This is a genomic window from Bacillus sp. SRB3LM, assembly GCF_015712745.1.
In the GTDB taxonomy this organism is placed as follows: Bacteria; Bacillota; Bacilli; order Bacillales; family Bacillaceae_G; genus Bacillus_A; species Bacillus_A thuringiensis_K.
On sequence record NZ_VWVQ01000103.1, the window covers coordinates 513856 to 536151 of the forward strand.

Sequence of the window (22296 nt, forward strand, 5' to 3'; positions counted from 1 at the left end):
AGAACAGCTTATGACTGCTCTGGTTTCTTATCAATTAATTGTTGTAGCAATTCTTCTAGACGTGCAATTCTGTCCTCTTGTCTCGCTAACTGATTAGCTTGCTCTTTCACAATTTCCTCTAAAGCCAAATGCTTCTTGTAAACTTCCTGAGTCCCTGCAATACCGATAGTCATTAAAGGATACGTAGAAACAGTTTTCCTGTCTTCAGTTGCTAAGCATTCTGGTAATTCCTCTGCAATGAAACCATACTCTAAAGGAACGTCTTTAATTGTAGGCATTGGCTCTTGGTACCCACCTGCTACAATCTTCTCACGTTTTTCATAGAGTTTTTGCATTTCAGACTTACGATAGTACTGCTTAGGCTGTAGTTGCATTAATATTTCTAAAGGATCTACTTCGATTCCCTTGATAGCCGTTTTAACCTGTCTAGTCGATTCCCACATGTTTTGCGTTAAGTAGACTTTATCAACATGGATATTACTTAAGCTATTACCGTCACCCTTTTTAACTTGCAGCCCGTACTTAGTATAGTCAGGGTGTTGTGGAATACGTAAAGTAACCAGGTGTCCCATTCTAAAATCTACGTCAGCCTGAGTGTTACCTCCAGAGCGTTTATCGTTAATGTATAACGTTCTTATTCTCCATTCGTCAGCGCCTTTACTGCTAGAACTATTTAGGAACCAACTACCATTGTAAGCATCTAAAGACATGCTAGTACCTGATACAAGTTGAATATCATTTAAGCCTTTACCGCCCCTAGTAGTGTTCATACGGATATGCCCTTTAGCGTTTAGGTCGATGTCGCTATCTTCTGAGCGCATTTCAATACTACCCATGTATCCCATTTTTATAGACGATTTCATGTTTATAGATCCGTCTGAGTTACGGCTTCTAGCCATACCGATACGACAATTTGATAAATCGTAGTTATTCCATTTTGGTGTTTGTTGCTCCAGAAATAAGGAACCATTAACCTCTAGTCTGTTAGCATTATCGTAGTTGTTTCCAAGCACTAGAGCTGTACGAACTGTATTATCTGGTAAGTTAGGCATGAAACCTAAATATCCTCGTGTGATTGGTCCCGTGTTACCTACATTGGATTTAAGAGAAATATTTTGCTGATTCATTTCAACAAAATAACCTGTAGAGTTTGTACTAGTTGAGATAGTTACACCTGCTAGTCTACCAGATTCTATAGACTTAGCAGTTACAGCTCCGTCCAAGTTAATCTTACTAGCTTGAATCAATACGGATTGAGCTGTTTGGTTAATTGTTGATGCAATATCACCTTTTTTGACTCGCAAGTTAATCTCATTACTCATTACAGATAACTGAGAAGTATGCGAATCTACAATAGTTTTACTTCCAAAGCGTCCATCGGAATCTGTTTTTGAGTAAACCTCTTTTTTTTCTGCCTTTAAGTCAATTCGGCTGGATTGCTGATTTATGCTTGTCTCAAGGGTTGATACCTTAGAGTTAAAGTCTGTGGTAGCTACTTTCTTAGCAATTTCTCCTACAAGTTGATCATAGTTAGCATAGTCTTTCGGGTTTTCCATAAATGCCGAAGGTGTAGCACCTTGTTGAAATTGTGGTTGAGACACCCAGATAAGTCCGTTTCTACGTATCCATATATAAGCCTCTACATGAGTAACAGCTTTTGAAGGAACCTCAGCAGTAACAGAAACAAGTGTCCATGCACCGTTATTCAACTTATCTTTTAGGTCTACACTACTAGTTGTAACTGTAGTTGAACCATTTAGGAACTTAATCTCCAAAGCTCCACCTTGATCTAAACCGTCCTTGTTATATGTAAAAACCCATGCAGATAATACTAGTTTTCCTGAGCTAGATGTAACAGGGAATAATTGACTAATACCTGTCCAAGCATTTACAGTTAGCCCCGTTGCTTGAATCTGAGCCGAATTATACCCATCATGTTGCCTTGCTGTTGTAGGCGTAACAGCTGATCCTGATACAGCAGCTACTATTTTCCATTTGCTAAGGCTCGGAGTTCTAGAAGTAACAATACCAGAGCTAGGAGTAATTATCCTATCTTCAAAAGCGGAGTTCATATATAAGTTTGTACTACCCAGCCCGCCCACATAATCTTGCATTTGGGTATCAGAGACTTTAGAGCTAATCTGATTGTTCAACTGGGTAATCTCACTCGTATTCTTTTGAATTTGTGTGGTGTGATTCCCTTGCGTTGTACTAAGAGAAGTAATTGTAGCTTGATTGCTATCCACGGTTTGTTTAATCGCGTTAGTTTTCACTGTCAGATCATTAAGTCCATGCTGAGTAGAGAAGTCACTGGTAGATAAGTTCCACCCTGTAACACGGTCTCCCAATTCCACCTGAGGCATTCTATAGTATATGTCCCCATTATGGAATAAAGCTAAACGGAATCCACCTGTGACGATACCTGCTGTCTTTGGCTTAATAGTTCTGATTATACGAGTCCACTTACCGGTAGTGATGTCTGCTAACTCTGCATTTGTAAGCTGTACATCTTGGAATTGTACTCGCACACCTGCCTCATTGAAAAACTCTATGATATAAGCATATTTAAACTTAAAAGTAGCTACGTTAGGAACTTTCATGTAGGCACTGAACGTGTACTCTTGGTTTAATGTTACAGAAAATTTTGTTGAGAACCCACTTATGATGCTATTAGGGACTGTTTCCACTAGGTTAGTACGATTGAAGCGAATTACTCCTGCTCGCTTATCGTCATCCCATGGCATTTGAAAGCTCGTCACATCAGGATGAGGAAATTCCCAACCTACAGGTAATCCTGTATCTCTTTGTAGAAAGCTTGAGTTGTAAACTAAATTTGTCCCTACTATGCCCTTACCCTCGATAGCTGTAATAGTACTTTTCACACCATCCACACTTTTTTCAATCTCGTTTGTTTTCGATTGAAAGGCTCCTTGTGGTACTCCATCCTCAGGAGCAAGATTCCAAGATTCAAGTAAGTCTCCTAATGTAACCATTATCCCTGTAAATGTTGCATCTACAGTAGTTGTATTACCAGTAGCGATATTTACACGTACTTCTTTTAAATTACCTGTGTAATTCGTTGTATCGAAAGGAATGGAAATTCGATTCCAACCGTTTGTTACTACTTTTTGCTGAATAATAGCATAATAATGTTGATCTTTCCCATTCTGATCATACGTGAATCTCATATATAGGCGCGGATATTCTGTTGTGGATGTTACAGCCTTTACATCAACATAACAGGATGCCATCCCCTTTTTCTTTATAAACTGATCTGGGCTTAAATTTTGGTAGATATAAGCTGCATTGCTTGTTATTTGTAATCCTTTCTTAATACCTGATGCATCTGATATATTAACGTCAATAAATTTGAAAGTTGTTGAATTAGTAATACCATTCCATAAATTTTTTTCATTAGAAAAATCTGAGTTAATTACATAGTTTCGAACACTTACTTCTCGTTTTTCTATATTAGAGAGTTTTTCGGTAATCTTACCTGCTTCCTCTCTAATTTCAGTTGTCGTTTTTTTGAGTGACTTTGTATCAGATTGTATATCCGAAATCGTCTTTTTCGTGCCCTCCAGAGTTGATTCGACCGTATTTAATTTATTATTAATTTCACTATCTTTTTTTGTTAACGATTCAATGGATTGTTTAAACCCATCTGCAGTTTGTTCTGATTTAGTAACTCGTTCTGTAAGCTTTCCTTGTTCGTTTTGTACATTTGATACAGAAGTATTTATTCCTTTAATAGTAGTCTCAATTTCTACTGTTTTTTTAGTGAAATCAGTTGTGGATACTTGGTCTTCTGGCGCTGGTGTCCACGCAGTTGATATTGTGCCAATTTCTAATTTAAGCTTTTCAATTAACACATCCCCCGTGAAATCACGTGCTAAAGCGTAAACTGAAATTTCTTTAATTGGCTTATCCATTACTACAGCACTCGCTGTGAATCTTTCCTGGTTATACTGTTTACCTAGTGTTAGGCGATTTTCTACGCGACAACTCGGATAATAAAATGTATTGTCTGTGAAAGTAATCTTTACTTCGAAACCAGCCCATTTATTCGTTGTTCCCCATGCAGTAACTTTGCCTGTAAACAGGAAACTCATAGCAAGATTCTTATCCTGCATTAAAGTAGCTGCATCCTTTGCTAAATCAAAGTAGGTATGCTGCTTGTTTTCTCCAGTCTTCACTGAATGTGATTTAGTAGCTGTTTCTAGTAATAGATTTCGCCCACCAACTTGAATATTATCAACTTGAGTTTTCAGATTAGAAATTGTCTGCTTCGTTCCATCTGCCGTTGATATAATCTCATTCGTTTTACTTTCAAGCTGGGACAAACCATCATTAATTTTCGTTATCTCCGACTTCTCTGCTTTTTGTTTAAGAGCTTCATTTGTTTGACTAATAGATGTATTAATATCTTGGAACTTCTTAACGTTACCATTCTTATCCGTTTCATAGATTTGTTTTCCTATAAAACCATCTTTAATTTCATCTTTCGTATAAACACCGGATTTATCAGCCTTATCTTTTAATTGATTATTAATCCACGTTTGATCAACTTTGTCATTAACCTGCTTTTGAACACCGGCTATTTGTCCAGCTATTTCTTGCGCTTTACCTTCCACACTTAGAACCTTTTGATTTAATTCCGTTTTAGCTGTTTCAATATCTTTCTTAACATCTTTAATACTTTGTTGTAATGGAGCCGTATCTGGAACAACTGATTCCCATGCTGTACCTGTCCATATTTTTAAAATACCAGGCTTACCATTACTAATATCACGCCAGAGTGTTTTATTTGCTTTGAGATCAGTAGTAGGTGGTTTAACACTTTCTATAATATCTACAAGATTTTTCTCCATGTAATCTTGAGTTGCTTCTGCTAAGTCTTTAGCCGTTTTACTTTCCTGTTGAGCTTGTTTTGACTTGTTGATAGCATCTTGAATGTCTAGACCTTGATCTTTTACTTTGTCCTTTAAAGCATCAAACCACCCTTGAGGTACTTTATCTTGTAATGATGCTAAAATTTTTTGGTACATTCTACGTAGCTCTTCATTCGAATCAACAATTTCACGATAATCACCAAATACATACTTATCTTGTGTGGGGTCTTTAAAAGATTCATCACCAGCGATAGCACGTGCTTCAAGGTATAACTTAGGTGTGAACCCTCTGTCTATGATTCTGATTGTATCGCCTTCATTAATTAATTCATGTGCTAATCCAAATACTTGCCCTATACTTTGTGCTTGAACTTCGTAAGAAACAGAAGTATTTACACGTTTTTCTATTTCTGTTTTCATAAGAGTTTTAAGTCGTTCCGGAGTCATATCTTGATTCTCTGTCTCTGGGCTATAGAAGCCGAATTTATGTTGTCCTTTTTCATTCCAGCGCTGAAATGCACCGTCATCCACAAGGTAAGGTATGCCGTTATTTATTTCCGCAATAGTAATAAATTCTCCGCCTTCTTTTTTAACGAAGCCCAATAAGGCTGTACAAATGTTTTGAGAGTTCTCAATACGCTTAATTCCCATTAAATCTTTACCAAGAGTTACTTCTTTTTTTGTATCTCGTCCTCGCTTCTTAACCATATCCACATATCGGCCAACGATTTGAGATCCTACAACTTCAGCACGATATTGAATTTCTAATTCAAATGAAGAAGCAATCTGTTTAAGAAATGTCAGTGGATCAGTAAATTCATCAATCGTCATAGAGTGTGATCCATTATGCTCCGTTTTACCTATTTTCCACTTCGTACCTGCGAGAGCTATTCTCATGCATTCATTCAACGTTTTACCTTCAATTTTTTGCGGATTAATAATCCCTGCTTTAGCAAGCTGAATCCATTCACCAGATGCATAAGCAACCACTGATCTATCTTTAGAGTCTTTTTCTGCTTCAGTAATTACATATGGAACAATTCGACCATCACGCACTTCTTTTAACACTAAATTTTGTTGTAAAAGCGTTGTTGCATGTTCTGTATTATCAAACACCCTAAACTCTAATGTATCTATATTATTCTTGATTTCCCAATGGCGTTTATCATCCCAATAATCTTTTGGTTGTATAGCTGAAACGATTTGATTAGTTTTAAAATCAACAATATGTAAGATTCCACTTGGTGTTCTCATCTAAATCGCTCCCTATAACTTAATTTTGCTATTCCTATATTGGCTGGACGTACTATAATTTCATTCAGTCCTCTTTTTACAATAGGAAACGAACTGAATATGTCTTTCAATCCAATCACATTTTTTCCGTTAATTGTTACTAATGATCTTTCTGTATCTATTTGTATTTTGTCTCCTATATCAAAAATATAAGGAGTCTCATCTATAGTTAAGGTATTTATCTTCCAAAACTTAACATCTTCAATAAATGCAATATCAACTGGTGGATGAGAACCATAAACAATACACCCTACAGCTATCTTTGCTACTGGCCTAGCTGTCATAGGATTACTGTCAGACTCATCTCTCCATGTACGGACAAAACTAGCATCATCTATCTCCGTATTCTTTCGATATTTAGCAAAATAGAAACTCCATTCTTTGCCCCTGCGAGCTACTGCAACATGTCCTCTGAAGTCGTTAAATGTATCAGAGTACATTCCCATTTCGTCAGAGATCCACTTTCTAGACCCTCCTGAATCAATAATTGCTTGTGCTGTTGTCATTTCATGGCTCATATAATCATCAGCCAACGCTAGTTCCACTACTATGTTATCATTAGCATCTAAGAGCATAACTACAGTTTTCCCCATTCTGTTCCAGTGTTCAGACTGAAAACTCATTTGCACATCAAGTCTAAAATCTTGGATAACACCGCCTGTATTAGGAATAGTTCTCTTCATAAAAGGACCATGCCACTCGGTATCTGTTCCCGTTCCGTATGAGTCAGGTGTAAAGGCGTACCCTTGCCAAACCTTCATGGCCCCTGAACTTTTATAAATTCCTATTTGACCAGTTACAGCATTCCAAGTAGTTAAACTCTTCATTTCATCCCATATGAGACGCTCATTTTGTTTCACAACACGAGTTTTAACACCTGTGGGATAACCTAACCTAAAGTATTCATCACCATTCCATACATCAAGGAAAGGGCTCTGTGCTCCCACAGTTATATCAATAATGGGATTAGACTCTACAGAACCATTGTTACGTAATGAAGCTTTTAAGTCCCCCTTCTCAATAGCCAGTATTTTCTCTTGTATCGCTCCCAACTTATAAGGCATTGGACAAATAAATTTAATTGTTCCTGTACCAAGGGCTACAAATTCATCTGGATCAAAGCTATCATCTACAATTGCTAAATATGTTCTATTTGGTTCTATATCAAAAATAAGTTCTGCCGGTTGATCTGTTATTAACCACCCTGCAATTTCTTCTTTCAGCGTTTCTAAATCAGATCCATCAGGAACTATAATTCCCACAGGAATAGAAAGAACCCGTATTTCAGTTTGTGTGTTTAATAGTCTTGCACCAGGATACCCTTGAATACTTAATAAATTTCTTTTCAATGGTGCCCAAGTAGGTCTTTTGAAGCCTTTTGCAATTTGGACAAATTCTTTACGTTCGTTGTTAAATGTAAAAGAGCTCATTTCGACACCCCATTTCTCTATAAAATAAAAGAAACTCAAACCTAAAAGGCTGAGTTTCTTTGCTCTTCTCTTTCTTGGTATTCTTTTGTATATCGATAAGTACCGCGTGCTAAGTCTCTACCATCTAAAATAACTGGTACTTCAATTACTAAATCGCCACTTTGTGCTGAAATTACTTCATTACCACCAGTTTGCCCTGATGAATAATTGAATATTTGATTCGCGATATTACCAGCCATGGCTTGTCTACTATTTGACATACTTCCATATACACCATTCATAACAGACTTTAATCCTGCTAATTGACTCATAGAACTAGCCATCATCCGACTCATATCACCCATTAATTGATTCATAGTCCCAGTAATACCGAGTGATTTTTCTTTCGATGATAAAGGTGTAACTGTAATTGAATTACCCTTCTTCGTAAATAACTCTGGTCCGGCTTCTCCTGTGATAAATGAACCATCACCTACAGGCTTTCCACCTTTAGCAAGCATCGGTACATGCGGAATAGTTGGTGCACTAACTCCTGGAATTTCATTTAACAATTCTGCTGGTGTATTAAAACCATCTATGAACTTATTAATAATACGTATGATTCCGTTGATAGCTGTACGAATACCACTCTTAATTCCATCCCACACACCTAATACTGCTGATTTCATTCCATTAAATGCCCCACTAACAGCACTTGTTACCCAACGAACAGGAGTCATAATGGCATCTTTCAAACCATTCCACACTGAAGATGCTGTAGATTTAATACCATTCCAGATACTTGAAAGTGTAGACTTAATACCATTCCATACGCTACTACTTGCACTACTAATCATATTCCAAACAGTTGAAATAGCTGATTTAATGCTATTAAAAATTGAGCTTGCTGTGGAAACAATTGAATTCCATAAGCTAGAAAGATAGCTTTTAATCGCGTTCCATACAGCACTCGTAGTGGAACTAATAGTATTCCAGACATTCACAATCCAGTTTTTTATTGCATCAAAAATTGGTGTTACAATTGATACTAATCCATTCCAGCATGCTTGCAAGAAATTCTTAACCGTATTCCAGACAGCCATCGTGGCTGAACTGATTGTATCCCACACACTAATAATCCAAGATTTGATTTTTTCAAAGATTGGCGTTACAAATGACACAAGTCCATTCCAACAAGAAACCAAGAAATTCTTAATTGTTTCCCATACTAGGCTTGTAGTAGAACTAATTTTATTCCAACATTCAGAAATGAAATTCTTGATACTTTCAAATAGTGGAGTAGCAAAGTATAAAATAGCCGTCCAAATTGCTTGTAAGTATTGAGTAATAAAATTCCATACAGTTTGGATCACTGTAGAAATACCATTCCAAATCATAGAGAAGAAATCAGCAATCCCTTGTAAAACAGGAGTTATAAAAGCGACTAATCCATTCCAAGTCTCTTGAAAGAAAGTAGAAATAGAGGTCCATATTTCTGTAAAGAACGTCGCTATTCCCTGCAAAACTGAAGTTAAATATTCAACTATCCCATTCCAAATTTCCATACAGAAATTAAAAATGGATGTCCAAATACCAACGTACGTTTCTAGAATAGCGGTTCCCCAGGTTACAACAAACTCTACAATGCCATTCCATATACCTATTAAAAATTCCTTAATTGAGTTCCAAATTGCTGATGTAGATTCACTAATGCTATTCCACGCTTCACTTGCCCATTGCACAATCCCATCCCATATTCCTACTAAGAACTCTCCAATTGCATTCCAAGCATCAATGGTCCATTGTTTTATAGAATCCCAATTTTGATAAATTAGTACGCCTAAGGCAACTACAGCGGCTACAACCACAGCGATTAACGCTACCCACCCCATCATTGCAGCCCCTATACCTGATATGACGACAACTATTGGTGCTAAAGCCATAAATGCTCCTGCAATTACACCAATAGCTACTGCTATAGTTGCCAAAGTAGCTGCTAGTTTTGGATTATTAGAAATCCAATCGGCTATTTTAGCAACAACATCAGCTATAACTCCAAGAACAGGTTTGAGAGCCATTTGTAAATCTTGCATTGCTTTTTGAAATTTAACTGCTGGATTTGCATCCATTTTTTTAATAGAACCATTCAATTGTTCTTGATTCTTTTGGAAATCAACCGTTTTTTCTTTCGCACCCAGCAAAGTATTAATAATGTTTTGCCCTTGATCTTCATACATTGTTCCGAAAAATTTAACACCTAATTCATTACGCTTTGTTTCATCATCAACTTGCGATAGAGCTTGTGCAATCTCGGTCATTGCTGCTGAACCTTCTTTACCGCCATTAGCTACAGCTTGACCCCATTTTTCAACTTGTTCCGCTGAAATGTTAGTGCCTTCAAGAGCTTCTTTCATAGCTTTATCAACGCCTTGACCAAATTCAGCTGCTTTAATACGCCCTTCTTTTAATCCATCTAACAGGTTATCAATCATGAATATTCAACGTGATTCGTAAAGTCACGCCCGTTCCGTTACGAACTGCTATACGTCACCGCATAGATTAGACTATATCTTCAACTCTTTGAGTTGCCCCCTGTTTCGAGTGTCATTTACTTACACCCTACGTCTCTCGACTAGTCGTTGCACGTTCCTTTATTAAAGGCTTCGCTCAGCATTGTCTCTTTTGAGAGTTTCACTGAATTAAAGGGGTTTTGCATTGTATGTCACCATACAAGGGAACTATAAATTAATTCCAAGTACCTGTTTCAACACCAGCCTCCATAATTGCCTGCACTTCTTCAGCACTATATCCAGCTCTTGTTAACTGTCCTCCATATTCAGCAATAATATCTAATTGTTCAGGTGGAAATCCCATTTTTAGCAAAGCGTTTGTTAAACCAAGTGCACCATCTTGCGAAATCCCTAATTCGTTTCCAATTTCATTCGTTTCTTGAATTAATTCCGTAAAATCTATTCCTTCATAGGATTGCGCAATTGCCGCTGCTCCTTTAACAATAGCTGCATTCGCCTCATCACTTACATTCTTATTTAAAGCCCACTGTCTACGTACACCTTCTAATGATGCCTCTGCATCCACACCATAAGCGGTTACCCCTCTTACAGCCGCCTCTACTGATTGCTTCGAGGATTCTGGAACATCAAAAGTTATATCAATTTTCGTTTGCAACTTTGACATATCCATTGCTTTTTCAACCGCACTAGCAATACCGCCACCTGCTGCCATACCACCTATGACGTTTTCAAGCCCTATCTTTAGCCCTTCAAACTTCTTCTCCGTTCTTCCGGCTTCTTGCTGTAAATCTCTTAATTCATTTCGCACTTGTTGTATTGAGTTTCCAGCATCCACCGATCGAAGAGCTCGTTGTAATTTCTCTATATCTGTTTCTGCTCCTAATGCTTCCCGGCCGATAATTCCAATTGCTTGTTCCAATTGCCGACTTGTAGCCGTACCACTTTTAATTGCATTCACAAGACGATTTCCTAATGCTCCCGCAAAATCATCAACACTTTTCCCAGTAGCACTAAACAATGTTTCTAATTGTCTTGTTGAACTTGCTACACTATCTTGCTCAGCCTTCATATTTCCAAGCTTATTTTTTAGGCCATTAAGCGATCCTTCTGTAAATTCAATTTCACGCCTGAATGCGCGGTATTGTTCTTCGGAAATTTTTCCGTTTTGAAATTGTGCTTGGACTTGTTGCTCCGCTGCCTTTAATTTATCTAACTTTTGTGTGGTGTTTTCAATTTGCTGAGTCAGTAACTGTTGCTTTTGGGCTAAAGCTTCAATATTACCTGGATCAAATTTTAATAATCGCTCAACATCTTTAAGTTCTTTGGTTAAATCATTACTACGCTTATTAACATCTTTTAACGCATTTTGAAGTCCCGTGGTTTCACCATCAATGGAAATACTAATTCCTTTAATTCTTCCTCCTGCCATCATCTCACCCCTTTCTTAGAATGAATCGAAGTCTTTTTGATTTGCTTTACGGGTTTTCTCTTTGTCTGGATTCTCCATTTCTGCAAATTCAGCAATATAATCAAAGCAATCACCGATTGTCATTACTTCTAAATCCCAGCTCGTTAATTTAGCTTTATAACAAAGAGCAAGGAACAAATCAGTGGTGAATTCTTCATCACTGAAAGTCCCTTGCTCTTCATTACTTTTCTTTAGTTTTTTTTTGCTCCCATTGTACTTTGAATCATATCGTTAATCTCTGGAATGATTTCATAAATAGGAAACTCTTCAAATCCATCTAACCATGTAATTGGATCCGGAAGATTCGGATCAGCGGTTTTAGCATATAACCAAACTAAATCATAAATAACTTCAAAATCTATTTTCTTTAAATCTACATTTGAGAGGTCAATAGAAGGCTGAGAACCATCTTGTGGTGTAAACGTACCAATAGCTCCTAAAGCCATCATATCAGCAAACAAATCACGTCTAAATTGCGCTTTGTAACGCTTAACAGTTGCTGCTGTACTTTTTAGTCGAACTTGCTTACCATCTATTACAATTGTTTTTTCCATTTGATTACGCTCCTTTTGGTGCTGGTGGTGTTTTTACATAGACCTTTTTGTACCAATTATCATGGATTGCCGGTGTAGTTTTAGAAGTTGTCTTTGTCTTAACCATCGGTCTACCACCAGTTGCTAGAATAATTGGGCTTGCGACGAATTTAAGCTCGTTTGTATTCGGTTCAGCTGAATTCGTTTTTGATTTCGATGAAATATTAGGACGACTTGCTGAACAGTTATACATAACATGACGAGTTGCTTTCACATCACCATCAAACTCAAATAACAGCGCGAATGGTTTCCCTTTTGCATCAGCTAACTCATTTAATACACCATCTGTCTCATCTAATTGTTCGCCTAACGCATCAATTACAAATTGCTCCGGAAGGAGTGCAATATTTAACGTTCCTTCATAACCTTGGTTATTATCCGCTGAGTAATAAAGCATATCGTCCGCATAGAATTCAATTAAATCACCGCGTGGTTCATTTGTTAGTTCAACCGCACCAGGCATTGGAATTGGTGTTCCAAATGTAACTACCCCATCTTTTGTTTCATATGTTGCATAATAGACATTTTTCAATCCAAAACTTACTTTGTTCTCACTCATTTATATCAACCTCGTTTCATAATTTTTTTGAAATAGGTTTTCAGTTTCAATAAAAACCTCATAGGATTCATAAGGAATCTCATAATTATCTAAGATTTTTTCAAGAGTTGCTTCAGCAACTAAATCTTTTTTATTTGTATAAAGCTCGATACTTAAGTTATTTATCTTGTGATATACCTTGTTATCAGCCATTAAATTCGCTGATCCGTCCACAAGAAAGCAAATATAAGGTGGCGCTGGAACTGGATTAGTTGGCGTTGCTGTGAAATGTGAATAAGCCACAGGATAACCTGTAGCATCAAGAATTTTCTTTAATTCACCTAATGTCATTGTTGAATCGCCCTTTCGACACGTTCAATTAGTTCATTTATTGCTTTTTCTTCTGCCGGAGCAATGTGAACCTTAGCTGCTACACGGCCACCATTTGCTTTAGCATGTCCCTTTTCCAATAAATGTGTAAGTTGTGGTTTCAATGCATTATAAACAATGATTGCACTGCCATCCTTCTTTTTCCGCCAGCCTTTACCATACTTCCCTGTTTTCTTAGGACTTTTTTGTTTCAATTCATTCACAAGATTGGTCGCAACCTTTTCTTTCGCATCTTCTATATCTTCTTCTACTAGGTTAGCGTATCTTTGCAATTCCCTAGCAATATCACTTGCAAGAGTATCAATATTAGACACCGGCTTTCACCTCACAATAAAGTTCGATCTTTTCATCGTCTCTTTCATACGTGCGGTAAATGCTATATTCTTTATCTTGATACTTCACTTTTCGTTCATCTTGGTAATCCCAGACATGAACAATCAATATATGACTAGCCTTGATGTTACTTTGTCCAGCTTGAAAGAATTCTGATTGAGGAACTGACTTTTTCTTGCAAAATACCTGTTTACTAAATACTTCATTTTCCTCAACTTGTCCTAGTTCATCTTTAGTAATTGTTATTACTGGGAATAGTAAAATATCATTCATTTATAGTCACCCGCTAAAGTTAGATGATTCTTAAGCATGTTATAAGATGCTAAAAAACGTTCTGCCTCTTTTGCGTCTGAAATAAAATTAGCTTTTACATACGTAATAATTGCTCTTTTAATTAGAGGATCATTATCATCATTTGTCTTAAGGTGAGAAACGCCAGATAACTTCAAATCATATCGAGATGCTTCAATTAAATCTTCAAGTTCATCATCAAGAGCGTTATGTGAGACACGTACCGCTTTCTTCACAACATCAAGCATCATATTCATTCACCAACTTGCTCTAGCTGTTTTAAAGCTTCCAGAGCGGCATCTTTACCCTTAATCTTTTCCCCATTTGGAAGTTCGTAATATCCTCCTCCAACATGAACTGGTCCTTTTGAACCTTCTTTTTTATCTATAATTCTTTCTTTATTCAAGAAACCCTCATCTTGTAGATACATTACACGTTCTGCATCATTTGATTCATATGAATCTGCAACACTATAATGAGCAAAAGTGAATTTATCTCGAAAAGCTCTTTTTACAACATATTTATTCAACGGTTTCCCACTCACTGTTAAACCTCCTTATACCATAAAGAAAAGCGACTATTATACAGTAGCCGCTTTCTTCACTCGTAAGAATCCATTTTTAGAAATTACGTTACCACCTGCAAAAACAGAACCTCTATGTGCAATCATACCTTGCTTGAATTTAAAGTCTGTAGATCGTTGAACGTCCATATCTGAGAAAATAGTAAGTTGATAGTTTGATAACGGACCATACGCCATGCTATATTGTCCAGCTGTTGTTTTAGCATCAGAAACAGCCTTACAAGCACTATTAATAATGAATGGTACCCCATCAATTGTTCCAGAATTACCTTGTGATACTACGTTATATACCTTTTTACCATCAGAAGTACGAAGCTTAGCAAATGCTTTTAAATCTAGTTTATTTAAAACCAATACTGCCGCATCTTCTACGTCTTCATCCCCACCATAGCTATAGATAATCTCATCCAATGTAGATGCATCAATTGCTGAAATTTCTAAATCTGTTTCTGAATCAATTGCCGTAGCTGCTGCTGAGAAAATACCAACAAGTCGATTCGTAGCACCTGTCCCAATTAAAATTTCACGAGTTAACTTTTTACGAGTAGCTACCATGATCCCCTTCATTACTTCAGCATCGTAATCAGCTGCTGGTAATTTTTGAAGCTCTTCTGTGTCCTCTGAATAAGCTGTAACTTTTGCTTTTGTGATATCTGCATATCCAAACGTTGTTTCTGATGTATTATAGTCATTACCCTCAGTTGTGTAATCACCTTCTCCATAACTTTTAATATATGGCTGTTGGTAACTCTCTCCACCTTTTAAAGTTTTAGAAGAAACACGATCAATCAGTGTAGACACTTCATTGAAAGTCGGACGAATATCTGTTGCACTATGCTTAGGCAAAACTACATTTCCGCTTCCAACTGTAACAGCACGGTTTTCCATCAGAGCCTGTCCACGCTTTTCAGAAGTCTCTAATTCTACGTCTTGTTTTTGAGGTTCATTGTTAAATGTTTCAACTGTACGCATTTCAGGCATTTGATTATTATTAATCTCCTCTGCTTCTTTTAATAATCTTTGTCGTGTTTCAATTTGTTTTTGTGTTTCTTCAAGTTCTCGTAATTCTGTTTCTAATGCTGCTAAATCTACTTCCTTATCGCTTTGTAACATTGAGCGAATTTCTGATTTCCTAGTTAAAATTTCTTGTAATGTTTTCAAATGAATCTCTCCCTTATAAATATGTTTTTAAAATTAGTTTTTTACGTAATTCTTTTTGATTGCGTTCCTTCACAAATTGTTTATATGGGTCATGACTTCTAGCTGAAACTTGCGAATCAGGATAAGCTGGGAAAGCTACTGGACTAATCTCTAGTAACTTAGCTTTTGTTACACTACGAACTACATTGTCCGGATCTGATTCATCCCATTCTTCTTTGACCATTTGGAACCCAAAGGAAACACCGTCTACATCACCGCGCTTAATCGTCTCATATGTGTCATTTCCGAGTGTTGTATTGGCTAAGTCTAGTTCAAACCTTAGTCCAATCTCATCTTCAAATAAACGAAGAGTACCATTTTTAGTTCTTCCTAACACTTGTGATGTATCATGGCTCCATAAAGCTAATTGATCATCTTGAGTCAAGGACTCTGTGAAAGCTCCTTTTTTAAACTGCTCTTTAAATCGTTGCCAATAGCCCATTGTTACAGATTTCATTTCCCATTTAACTGCATAACCAGAAATTGTTCGAAGGCCATTTTCTAATTCCCTAATTTCAAGAGCACTACTCAGTAGTTCCCTCTTTTCCGTCTTGTTCATTGTCATCACCTCCTTCATCAGTGACATTTCCTTCTTTAACTAAAGCTGTATCTAATCTTCTAATCGGCTTAGATCCACCTTCAATTGGTCCAAGTGAAAGAATTGAACGCCATTCATTTGGTGTCATAGCTCCTCTATCAACCATTTGAACTAAGTCCATCTTTGTACTTAAAGAAGCGTATTGAAGTGAAGAGGATTCAAAGATAATCTTGTTACCAAATCCCCTTTCCCGACGTGAAAAAAGCTTCCTGGTATATTCTCCAGCAAGCTGCATTGCAAATGGCTCAATTTCCGATTCATAATAAGCTGTCCATTCATCCTCGTTGTATTTACTTTGGATAATCTTTTCGTTTGTATTAAAGAAATTATAAATACGTTGTACTGTTTCTTGCATCTGCTTGGAATCAGGTACAAACGCTTCAGGTTTCACTTGTTCTAAATCATACCTCGGATCAGAAGAAGCTGCTCCACCATCATTCGAGATATTCAAATAGTTATTCACAAAGTTTTTAACCTGACTATCAATATCTTCTTGTTTTAATACTGACTTAAACTTAAGAATCCACTTTACTACTGCACTATTTTTAATAGCTTTAACAATACCTTGATCAGTAGTTGTAACAATCTCCATTAACTGAGCTAATGCATTACCAGGATGTTCTCCGAAAAAGTCATTATCATTAAAGTCTTTACGCAAATGAATGATATCTGTATACGGAATCGTCATCTGCTTGCCATTTTTAAAATAAAACTTTAAAAAGATGTCTCCCTGTGCACCTTCTACAACTTCAACTGTTGTACATGGAATAGGATAAATCTCAGTAGGATAACCAAAATCATCACGCTTAATATAAGCGAATGCATTATGATTCAACTCTAATTGAACAGCCATTTTCTCTTGAAACATTTGTCCTGTCATCAATGGATTTGGCTCTTCCAGTAAAAATCTCATATAGGAATCTGGATTCACCTTAAATTCAGTAGAGTTATCTCGGATATGCTTGGCTATCAGCTTACCGACTGCTTTCGCTTTAGGACGTATACAAGCTCGTATAATGTCACTTTGATAGATGTCCCCATTCCACGCAAAAAAACCTCCACCATTATCGTTTATCATTTCAAAACGAGTTGTAGTAGGAGCCTGTTTCTTTCCAAATATCTTATCAAATAACCCCAAATTCTCACCTCCTTCTTATATCATGTTGAGGTAGTCATTTCGTTTTTCTTGAAGAACTACATATGCATTTAAAAGTGCTGCTGTGCCATCAATACGACGTCTTTGGTTCTTTGTTTTATTTGGTTGTATATTTAAATTTTTATCAACGTCTATTGCTGTGTTAGAAAGACACCACTTGTCAATTGTGTGGTTATTATAGTTTATTAGCTTAGATTCCAAGTCAGCTCCTAAAAGTTTCATCGGGCTAGAAAGGGTCTGTTTACCTTGTGCAACCGGAATCATAGCTTCCTTCCCGAAATACCCTTGCATGTCCTCAACCCAGTAATTCGCTGACCATTTATCGTAGCCAATCCAAGGTAGATAAATGCCATATTTATCTCGTATTTCTAAAAACCATTTCGTGACAAATTTATAATGAACGGAATTTCCCGGTGTTGTTCTTAATATTCCTTGCTCGTGCCATAAATTATATGGAATTTTATCTTCTTTACTTCGCTGCTCCAATAAATCTTCAGGAAGCCAATACATCTGCTTCACATAAATATGCGGGTCTTCTGGGACCATAAAAATAACCTTCGCTGCTGTTAAATCGGTGGTTGAAGATAAATCGCATCCACCAATTCCATAGGAAGGCTTTAACTTCTCTATATCGAAAGTAGCAGGATTATTTAGTTGTTCAAAAGTCAGCCATGCCTCTGTTGATGTTTCTCTTATATTAAAATCTTTTGTGAGTAAGTTCTTTACTAACAAAGAATTTGCTTTCGCCTTGTTTACTTTTGTTTCAAGTTGGTCTACCTTTTTTATCGTTCCTAGCCCTGGATTTGCCTTTGCCCATTTTGAAGGGTCTGTCCACTCTTCTCGTTTATCCAACTCATAGATTATAGGTAAAAAACGATCATCTTTATATCCATCCGGATCATCAAGTCCATTTAACAACATTTCTGCTTCTTCATACTTCATATCATACACTGACTCTCGGACAGTTCCTGCTGTTGTAATCATAAATATCATTGGCTGTTCTCGTGAAGAAGTACCATCTACAATAACATCATATAAATTTTTATCTTTCCAAGCATGAATTTCATCCATCATAGCACCGTGTACGTTAAGTCCATCTAAAGTTTCACTATCAGAACCAAGTGGTTTAAATGTACTATCATTCCATTCAGAAACCATTTCAGATACTAAAGGTTTAATACGCTTTAATAGTGCTGGTGACTTCTTTACCATTCGCTTTGATTCTAACCAAACTAATTTCGCTTGGTCTTTCTTAGTTGCTACTGCATAAACTTCTGAACCTGGTTCCCCATCTGCTATTTGCAAATACAATCCAATCCCTGAACCAACAGTAGATTTTCCGTTTTTACGAGCAACTACAAGTAATACTTCCCTGTATTTTCTTGTGCCATCTATTCCATGTACAAAGCCAAATGCCGCTGCAATAAATGCCTTTTGCCATACTTCTAAAACAATTGGTTTTCCGCCCCATTTTCCCTTTGAGTGCTTACAAAAGTTTTCGATGAACTCAATGGCATGGTTCGCTTTCTTTGAGTCGTATTCATATATACTTTCTTTATCACCAATATCACTTACTAATTTCTTATATATTCTACGGACTTTTTCACTAACAATTTCTTTTCCCGATTCAATAAGGCTGTAATATTCAATGATTGGGTTATAAGACAAAGGATATTGTATCCTCATTTATTCATCACGAAGTCATCAAACCCATCATCCTTCTCCTTACTTTCAACTGTTTTTTTAGGTATGTAATCACCCAACTGCTTCATTATCGTTTGATAACTTTTATTCATAGCTATATATCTTCTTGCCGCTGGTCTTTCTCTTTCATAAGGCTCTTGATTCTCTGATTGCGAAAACATTTCATCGTAACCATTTTCATCAAGATCTTTACGTACATCTTCTAGTCGAACACGCAAGTCTGCCGCTTCAACAATTAGCCCCTCTACTACCAAGAGGGTATCTTTTGGCATTTCTTTATATATCCGTTTAAGTCTGGTTATCTCTTTATTAACCCGCTCTTCTTTTGTTAATTCTTTCTTTATCGCCATAAATAACACCTCATCTCTTCTGCATTTTGGGTAGGGGGGTCACGCGAAATGACCTGTATATTACGTGAAGGTACCTCATCGGTCCTTCGAGAACTCGAAAAAGATTTTGAAATGGGGGGGCTTTTATTTCTTTGGAAATATCAGCGTTCATTTTTTATTTTGATTTTTATTCTTTTTGTATTAAATCCCCATTCTCATCAAACATTACTCCTTCAACAACTGGACTATTTTTCTCATGATGTTCACGGTTGTGGCAATCCTGACATAAAAGTTCTAAGTTATGAAAGCTCAATGTAATCTCTGGATTGTTTATATTCTCTGGTGTTATGTAATCCTTATGATGAACAATCTTCCCTGTCCCCTTACACCTTTCACATAATCCATATCTAAATTTAAAATATGAATCCCTACACTTCTTCCATGCTGTGGATTTATAAAATCTCTTTGCATATTTTTTTGCCATGCATCCACCTCAAAACAAATAACCGCTCAATGTTGAACGGTTATCCTTTATATAAAGTTATATGAAACCCAATACGGTAAATGAAGTTTTATATAACATAATTGTCATTAATACCTATCTATTATTAGGTGGCTTTTGTACGACAAAATAAAGCTTTTATCTCTTATTGGACAGACTTATATTGAATGCAAATACTCTCAATAACTTCATTTTCAATATTTTATATCCTTATATTATTTTATAAAAAAATATGAATTAATTAACCAAATTACCTTTACACGTATTATAATACGTGTTATAATAAGAGTATAGAAAGGAGGGAATAAGGGAGATGGACATTCTAGATATGTTAGACAAAGTAAGCGGGATTTCTTCTTTCATCTTAGCGATTTACATACTTCTCAAAGAAAGCAAAGAAGAAAAAAATAAGCGTCCTCAACGCAAAGGTTCAAGCCGACCAAGCGCAAAACCTAAGCGAAGAAAACGCAAATAACCCATTGGGAAACTCAACCAACTGGTTGGGTTTCTCAAAAAAATATTATCATCTCCCATATCTATATGTCAAAAACTTCATTGATTTTAAATACTATTTGTTTATTTTTAACAATTCGTTTCTTTATTGTTACCGACTTTTCTAATTTACAAATGTTAGACACTATCTACTTAATAGTGATTATTTTATGGATTCTGGTCTTCACCATTTCGATTATCAAGAAATTGAAGAAGTAAATCCATTACACTATATTTAGCAGGAGGAAAAGCTAATGAGCACTTACCAAGATCGCTACATCTACCCATCTATTTTTGATTTTTCTAATGAGCAAGTTACTGTTACATTTCCTGACTTAGCAAATTGTCATGCTAATGGTACTAACTATGAAGATGCATTTGAAATGGCTAAAAAGACGTTGGCAACTCATCTATACGAAATAGAAGAAAATAAAGGCACTATTCCGCCCGCTTCTAATCCAACTTCTATTCAAACTACAGACAATCAAGTTATTGGCTTAATGGAAGTATGGATGCCACCATTCCGTAGTGAAATTGAAAATAAAGCAGTAAAGAAAACATTAACTATTCCTCATTGGCTTGATAAAATGGGAAAAGCTAATAATGTAAACTACTCACAAGTGTTACAAGATGCACTAAAAAAACATTTAGGTGTTAATGAAAATAAGAACGTATAAAAGAGATGAATTATCTTCATCTCTTTTTTCTATGTCCATAATAAAAGAAATAACCCTCTATATTAGGATTATTTCTTCAAATAATTTTATTCGAATGCCTTTTTAATAATTTTATGAGTTCCAATTAAAGAAAGACCTAACAAAACTGTTCCCAAAAGAAAATAAACTATAAAAATAAAATAATACATATACTTGTTAGAATCTATCGGTAAATATGGAAACCAAAAAATAATTAGTAAAAAGAGTAGTGCAATAAGCATTAACGTCAAATAATTCATATAAAAGTTTTTGTTCTCTTTTCTAGCTTCTAGACTTTGAAAAGCTATACAAGCAATTGCAATCCCAATTAAACCTATTATTATGCTTATCCCTAACTTAGAAGTCTCCTGAATCATCCCTACTAACATTTCCATATTTCCTATAGCATTAAATACTACAGATAATAATGTAAATACCGCCAAAAATATAACTAATTGGGCGATTACTTTAATGTCTTTACGCAATTTTCTCATACAAATCAACCTCCTCTATACAAGAATAAAAGGAGGTTGAAATAAAATCAATAAAACTTAATATAAAGTTAAAATACTTTACTGTAATACCTATCTTAATTAGGCTTTCTACAAAAATAACTATTCCTCTTCATATGGTCTATATTTACTACGCAGGACTTCTAGTTCTTTCTTCTTCTCTTCAATGTCTTCACGTAGAAATAAACTCACTCGTTCCATCTTCTTAAATGGTACAAGTTTACCATCTTTAATCATTTTACTAATTCTCGCTTTACTAATGCCTAAAACATCCATTACCTCTGGTGTCGTTAATACCTCATCATGTAAAAAAGAAAGTAATTCCTCTTTATCCTCAAACTTGTACACTTTATTCACCTCTTTTTTCTTTAAAAATCCCATAAAGTCGTAATGACGTATTTATTATATAAAGGACTAAAAGAATGATTAATACGATATCCAAAACAGTTTTAAATATACTCGCTTCGACTGAATCTCGAAAATACGCAAAGTAAAACAGTGTAACGAAAATAATTAAGAAGTTCGATGAATTACTTGTTTTCTTCATATTGTTTACAAATTGGCAAGTTGTTATAATGTGTATAGAAGAGAGAAGGTGCGCTTCTCTCTTCCGCTCAAAATCATTTTCGTTTACGTCTGGCTGGGCGTTTTCGTTTGGTTTTGAGCTTTTTTACTTTTTCGTGGATGACTAGGACTTTTTCGATGATTGTTAGTGCTGTAAGTATCATCCCTAGTATCAGTGCTAACTTTGCCAATTTGTTTCCCCCCTTTCGTTCTTTCTATATTT

General features: G+C 36.0%; 21 protein-coding genes and 1 pseudogene. 2 read left to right on the forward strand and 20 right to left on the reverse strand.

The window, feature by feature from the left end:
- Positions 1-8: 8 nt before the first annotated feature.
- The 17 genes and pseudogenes from F3I02_RS29760 to F3I02_RS29840 form a co-directional block, all read right to left on the reverse strand.
- Complete coding sequence (locus tag F3I02_RS29760) at positions 9-6146, reverse strand: phage tail spike protein (protein ID WP_196477686.1); 6138 nt, start codon at positions 6144-6146, stop codon at positions 9-11.
- Entirely contained in the window at positions 6143-7615 is a 1473-nt protein-coding gene (locus tag F3I02_RS29765) for a distal tail protein Dit (RefSeq protein WP_196477687.1), read from the reverse strand. The genes F3I02_RS29760 and F3I02_RS29765 overlap by 4 nt, the downstream gene beginning before the upstream one ends.
- A gap of 41 nt (positions 7616-7656) precedes the next feature.
- Positions 7657-10086 (reverse strand): phage tail protein, encoded by a 2430-nt coding sequence (locus F3I02_RS29770; RefSeq protein ID WP_196477688.1) that lies wholly within the window; start codon positions 10084-10086, stop codon positions 7657-7659.
- Positions 10087-10342: 256 nt separating this feature from the next.
- Positions 10343-11557, reverse strand: a pseudogene (locus tag F3I02_RS29775) (hypothetical protein); the annotation flags it as partial.
- A gap of 227 nt (positions 11558-11784) precedes the next feature.
- Positions 11785-12147 carry a hypothetical protein gene (locus F3I02_RS29780; RefSeq protein ID WP_000415944.1) on the reverse strand — a complete coding sequence of 121 codons (363 nt, stop codon included), beginning with the start codon at positions 12145-12147 and terminating at the stop codon, positions 11785-11787.
- 4 nt (positions 12148-12151) lie between these two features.
- On the reverse strand, positions 12152-12745 hold the full coding sequence (locus F3I02_RS29785; RefSeq protein ID WP_196477689.1) for a major tail protein: 594 nt from the start codon (positions 12743-12745) through the stop codon (positions 12152-12154).
- On the reverse strand, positions 12746-13075 hold the full coding sequence (locus F3I02_RS29790) for a hypothetical protein (protein WP_098770306.1): 330 nt from the start codon (positions 13073-13075) through the stop codon (positions 12746-12748).
- Positions 13072-13428 (reverse strand): HK97 gp10 family phage protein, encoded by a 357-nt coding sequence (locus F3I02_RS29795; protein WP_000065124.1) that lies wholly within the window; start codon positions 13426-13428, stop codon positions 13072-13074. The genes F3I02_RS29790 and F3I02_RS29795 overlap by 4 nt, the downstream gene beginning before the upstream one ends.
- Complete coding sequence (locus tag F3I02_RS29800; RefSeq protein ID WP_196477690.1) at positions 13421-13720, reverse strand: phage head closure protein; 300 nt, start codon at positions 13718-13720, stop codon at positions 13421-13423. The genes F3I02_RS29795 and F3I02_RS29800 overlap by 8 nt, the downstream gene beginning before the upstream one ends.
- Positions 13717-13989, reverse strand: a complete 273-nt coding sequence (locus F3I02_RS29805) for a head-tail connector protein (protein ID WP_141558842.1) — start codon at positions 13987-13989, stop codon at positions 13717-13719. The genes F3I02_RS29800 and F3I02_RS29805 overlap by 4 nt, the downstream gene beginning before the upstream one ends.
- 2 nt (positions 13990-13991) lie before the next feature.
- Positions 13992-14282, reverse strand: coding sequence for a hypothetical protein (locus F3I02_RS29810; protein ID WP_098683185.1), 291 nt, complete (start codon positions 14280-14282; stop codon positions 13992-13994).
- Between the two features lie 36 nt (positions 14283-14318).
- Entirely contained in the window at positions 14319-15482 is a 1164-nt protein-coding gene (locus F3I02_RS29815) for a phage major capsid protein (RefSeq protein ID WP_196477691.1), read from the reverse strand.
- 13 nt (positions 15483-15495) lie between these two features.
- Positions 15496-16080, reverse strand: a complete 585-nt coding sequence (locus F3I02_RS29820; RefSeq protein WP_001043897.1) for an HK97 family phage prohead protease — start codon at positions 16078-16080, stop codon at positions 15496-15498.
- Complete coding sequence (locus tag F3I02_RS29825; protein WP_078400380.1) at positions 16046-17257, reverse strand: phage portal protein; 1212 nt, start codon at positions 17255-17257, stop codon at positions 16046-16048. Before F3I02_RS29825 ends, F3I02_RS29820 begins: the two co-directional genes overlap by 35 nt.
- A 15-nt stretch (positions 17258-17272) precedes the next feature.
- Positions 17273-18961: a terminase large subunit gene (locus F3I02_RS29830; protein WP_196477692.1), complete on the reverse strand. Its 1689-nt coding sequence runs from the start codon at positions 18959-18961 to the stop codon at positions 17273-17275.
- A complete protein-coding gene (locus F3I02_RS29835) occupies positions 18958-19329 on the reverse strand; it encodes a hypothetical protein (protein WP_196477693.1) in 372 nt (123 codons plus the stop codon). The genes F3I02_RS29830 and F3I02_RS29835 overlap by 4 nt, the downstream gene beginning before the upstream one ends.
- Before the next feature lie 166 nt (positions 19330-19495).
- Positions 19496-19792, reverse strand: coding sequence for an HNH endonuclease (locus F3I02_RS29840; RefSeq protein ID WP_098379235.1), 297 nt, complete (start codon positions 19790-19792; stop codon positions 19496-19498).
- Between the two features lie 331 nt (positions 19793-20123).
- Here F3I02_RS29840 and F3I02_RS29845 point away from each other — a divergent pair, with 331 nt between their 5' ends.
- Complete coding sequence (locus tag F3I02_RS29845; RefSeq protein WP_196477694.1) at positions 20124-20285, forward strand: hypothetical protein; 162 nt, start codon at positions 20124-20126, stop codon at positions 20283-20285.
- 271 nt (positions 20286-20556) lie between these two features.
- Positions 20557-20979, forward strand: coding sequence for a type II toxin-antitoxin system HicB family antitoxin (locus F3I02_RS29850; protein WP_196477695.1), 423 nt, complete (start codon positions 20557-20559; stop codon positions 20977-20979).
- Positions 20980-21065: 86 nt separating this feature from the next.
- Here F3I02_RS29850 and F3I02_RS29855 read toward each other — a convergent pair whose 3' ends face one another.
- From F3I02_RS29855 to F3I02_RS34540, 3 genes are all read right to left on the reverse strand, one after another.
- Positions 21066-21491, reverse strand: coding sequence for a hypothetical protein (locus tag F3I02_RS29855; protein ID WP_136997381.1), 426 nt, complete (start codon positions 21489-21491; stop codon positions 21066-21068).
- Between the two features lie 120 nt (positions 21492-21611).
- Positions 21612-21890 carry a helix-turn-helix transcriptional regulator gene (locus F3I02_RS29860; protein ID WP_196477696.1) on the reverse strand — a complete coding sequence of 93 codons (279 nt, stop codon included), beginning with the start codon at positions 21888-21890 and terminating at the stop codon, positions 21612-21614.
- A 239-nt stretch (positions 21891-22129) separates the two neighbouring features.
- Positions 22130-22264, reverse strand: coding sequence for a hypothetical protein (locus F3I02_RS34540; protein WP_001086026.1), 135 nt, complete (start codon positions 22262-22264; stop codon positions 22130-22132).
- Positions 22265-22296: the final 32 nt, after the last annotated feature.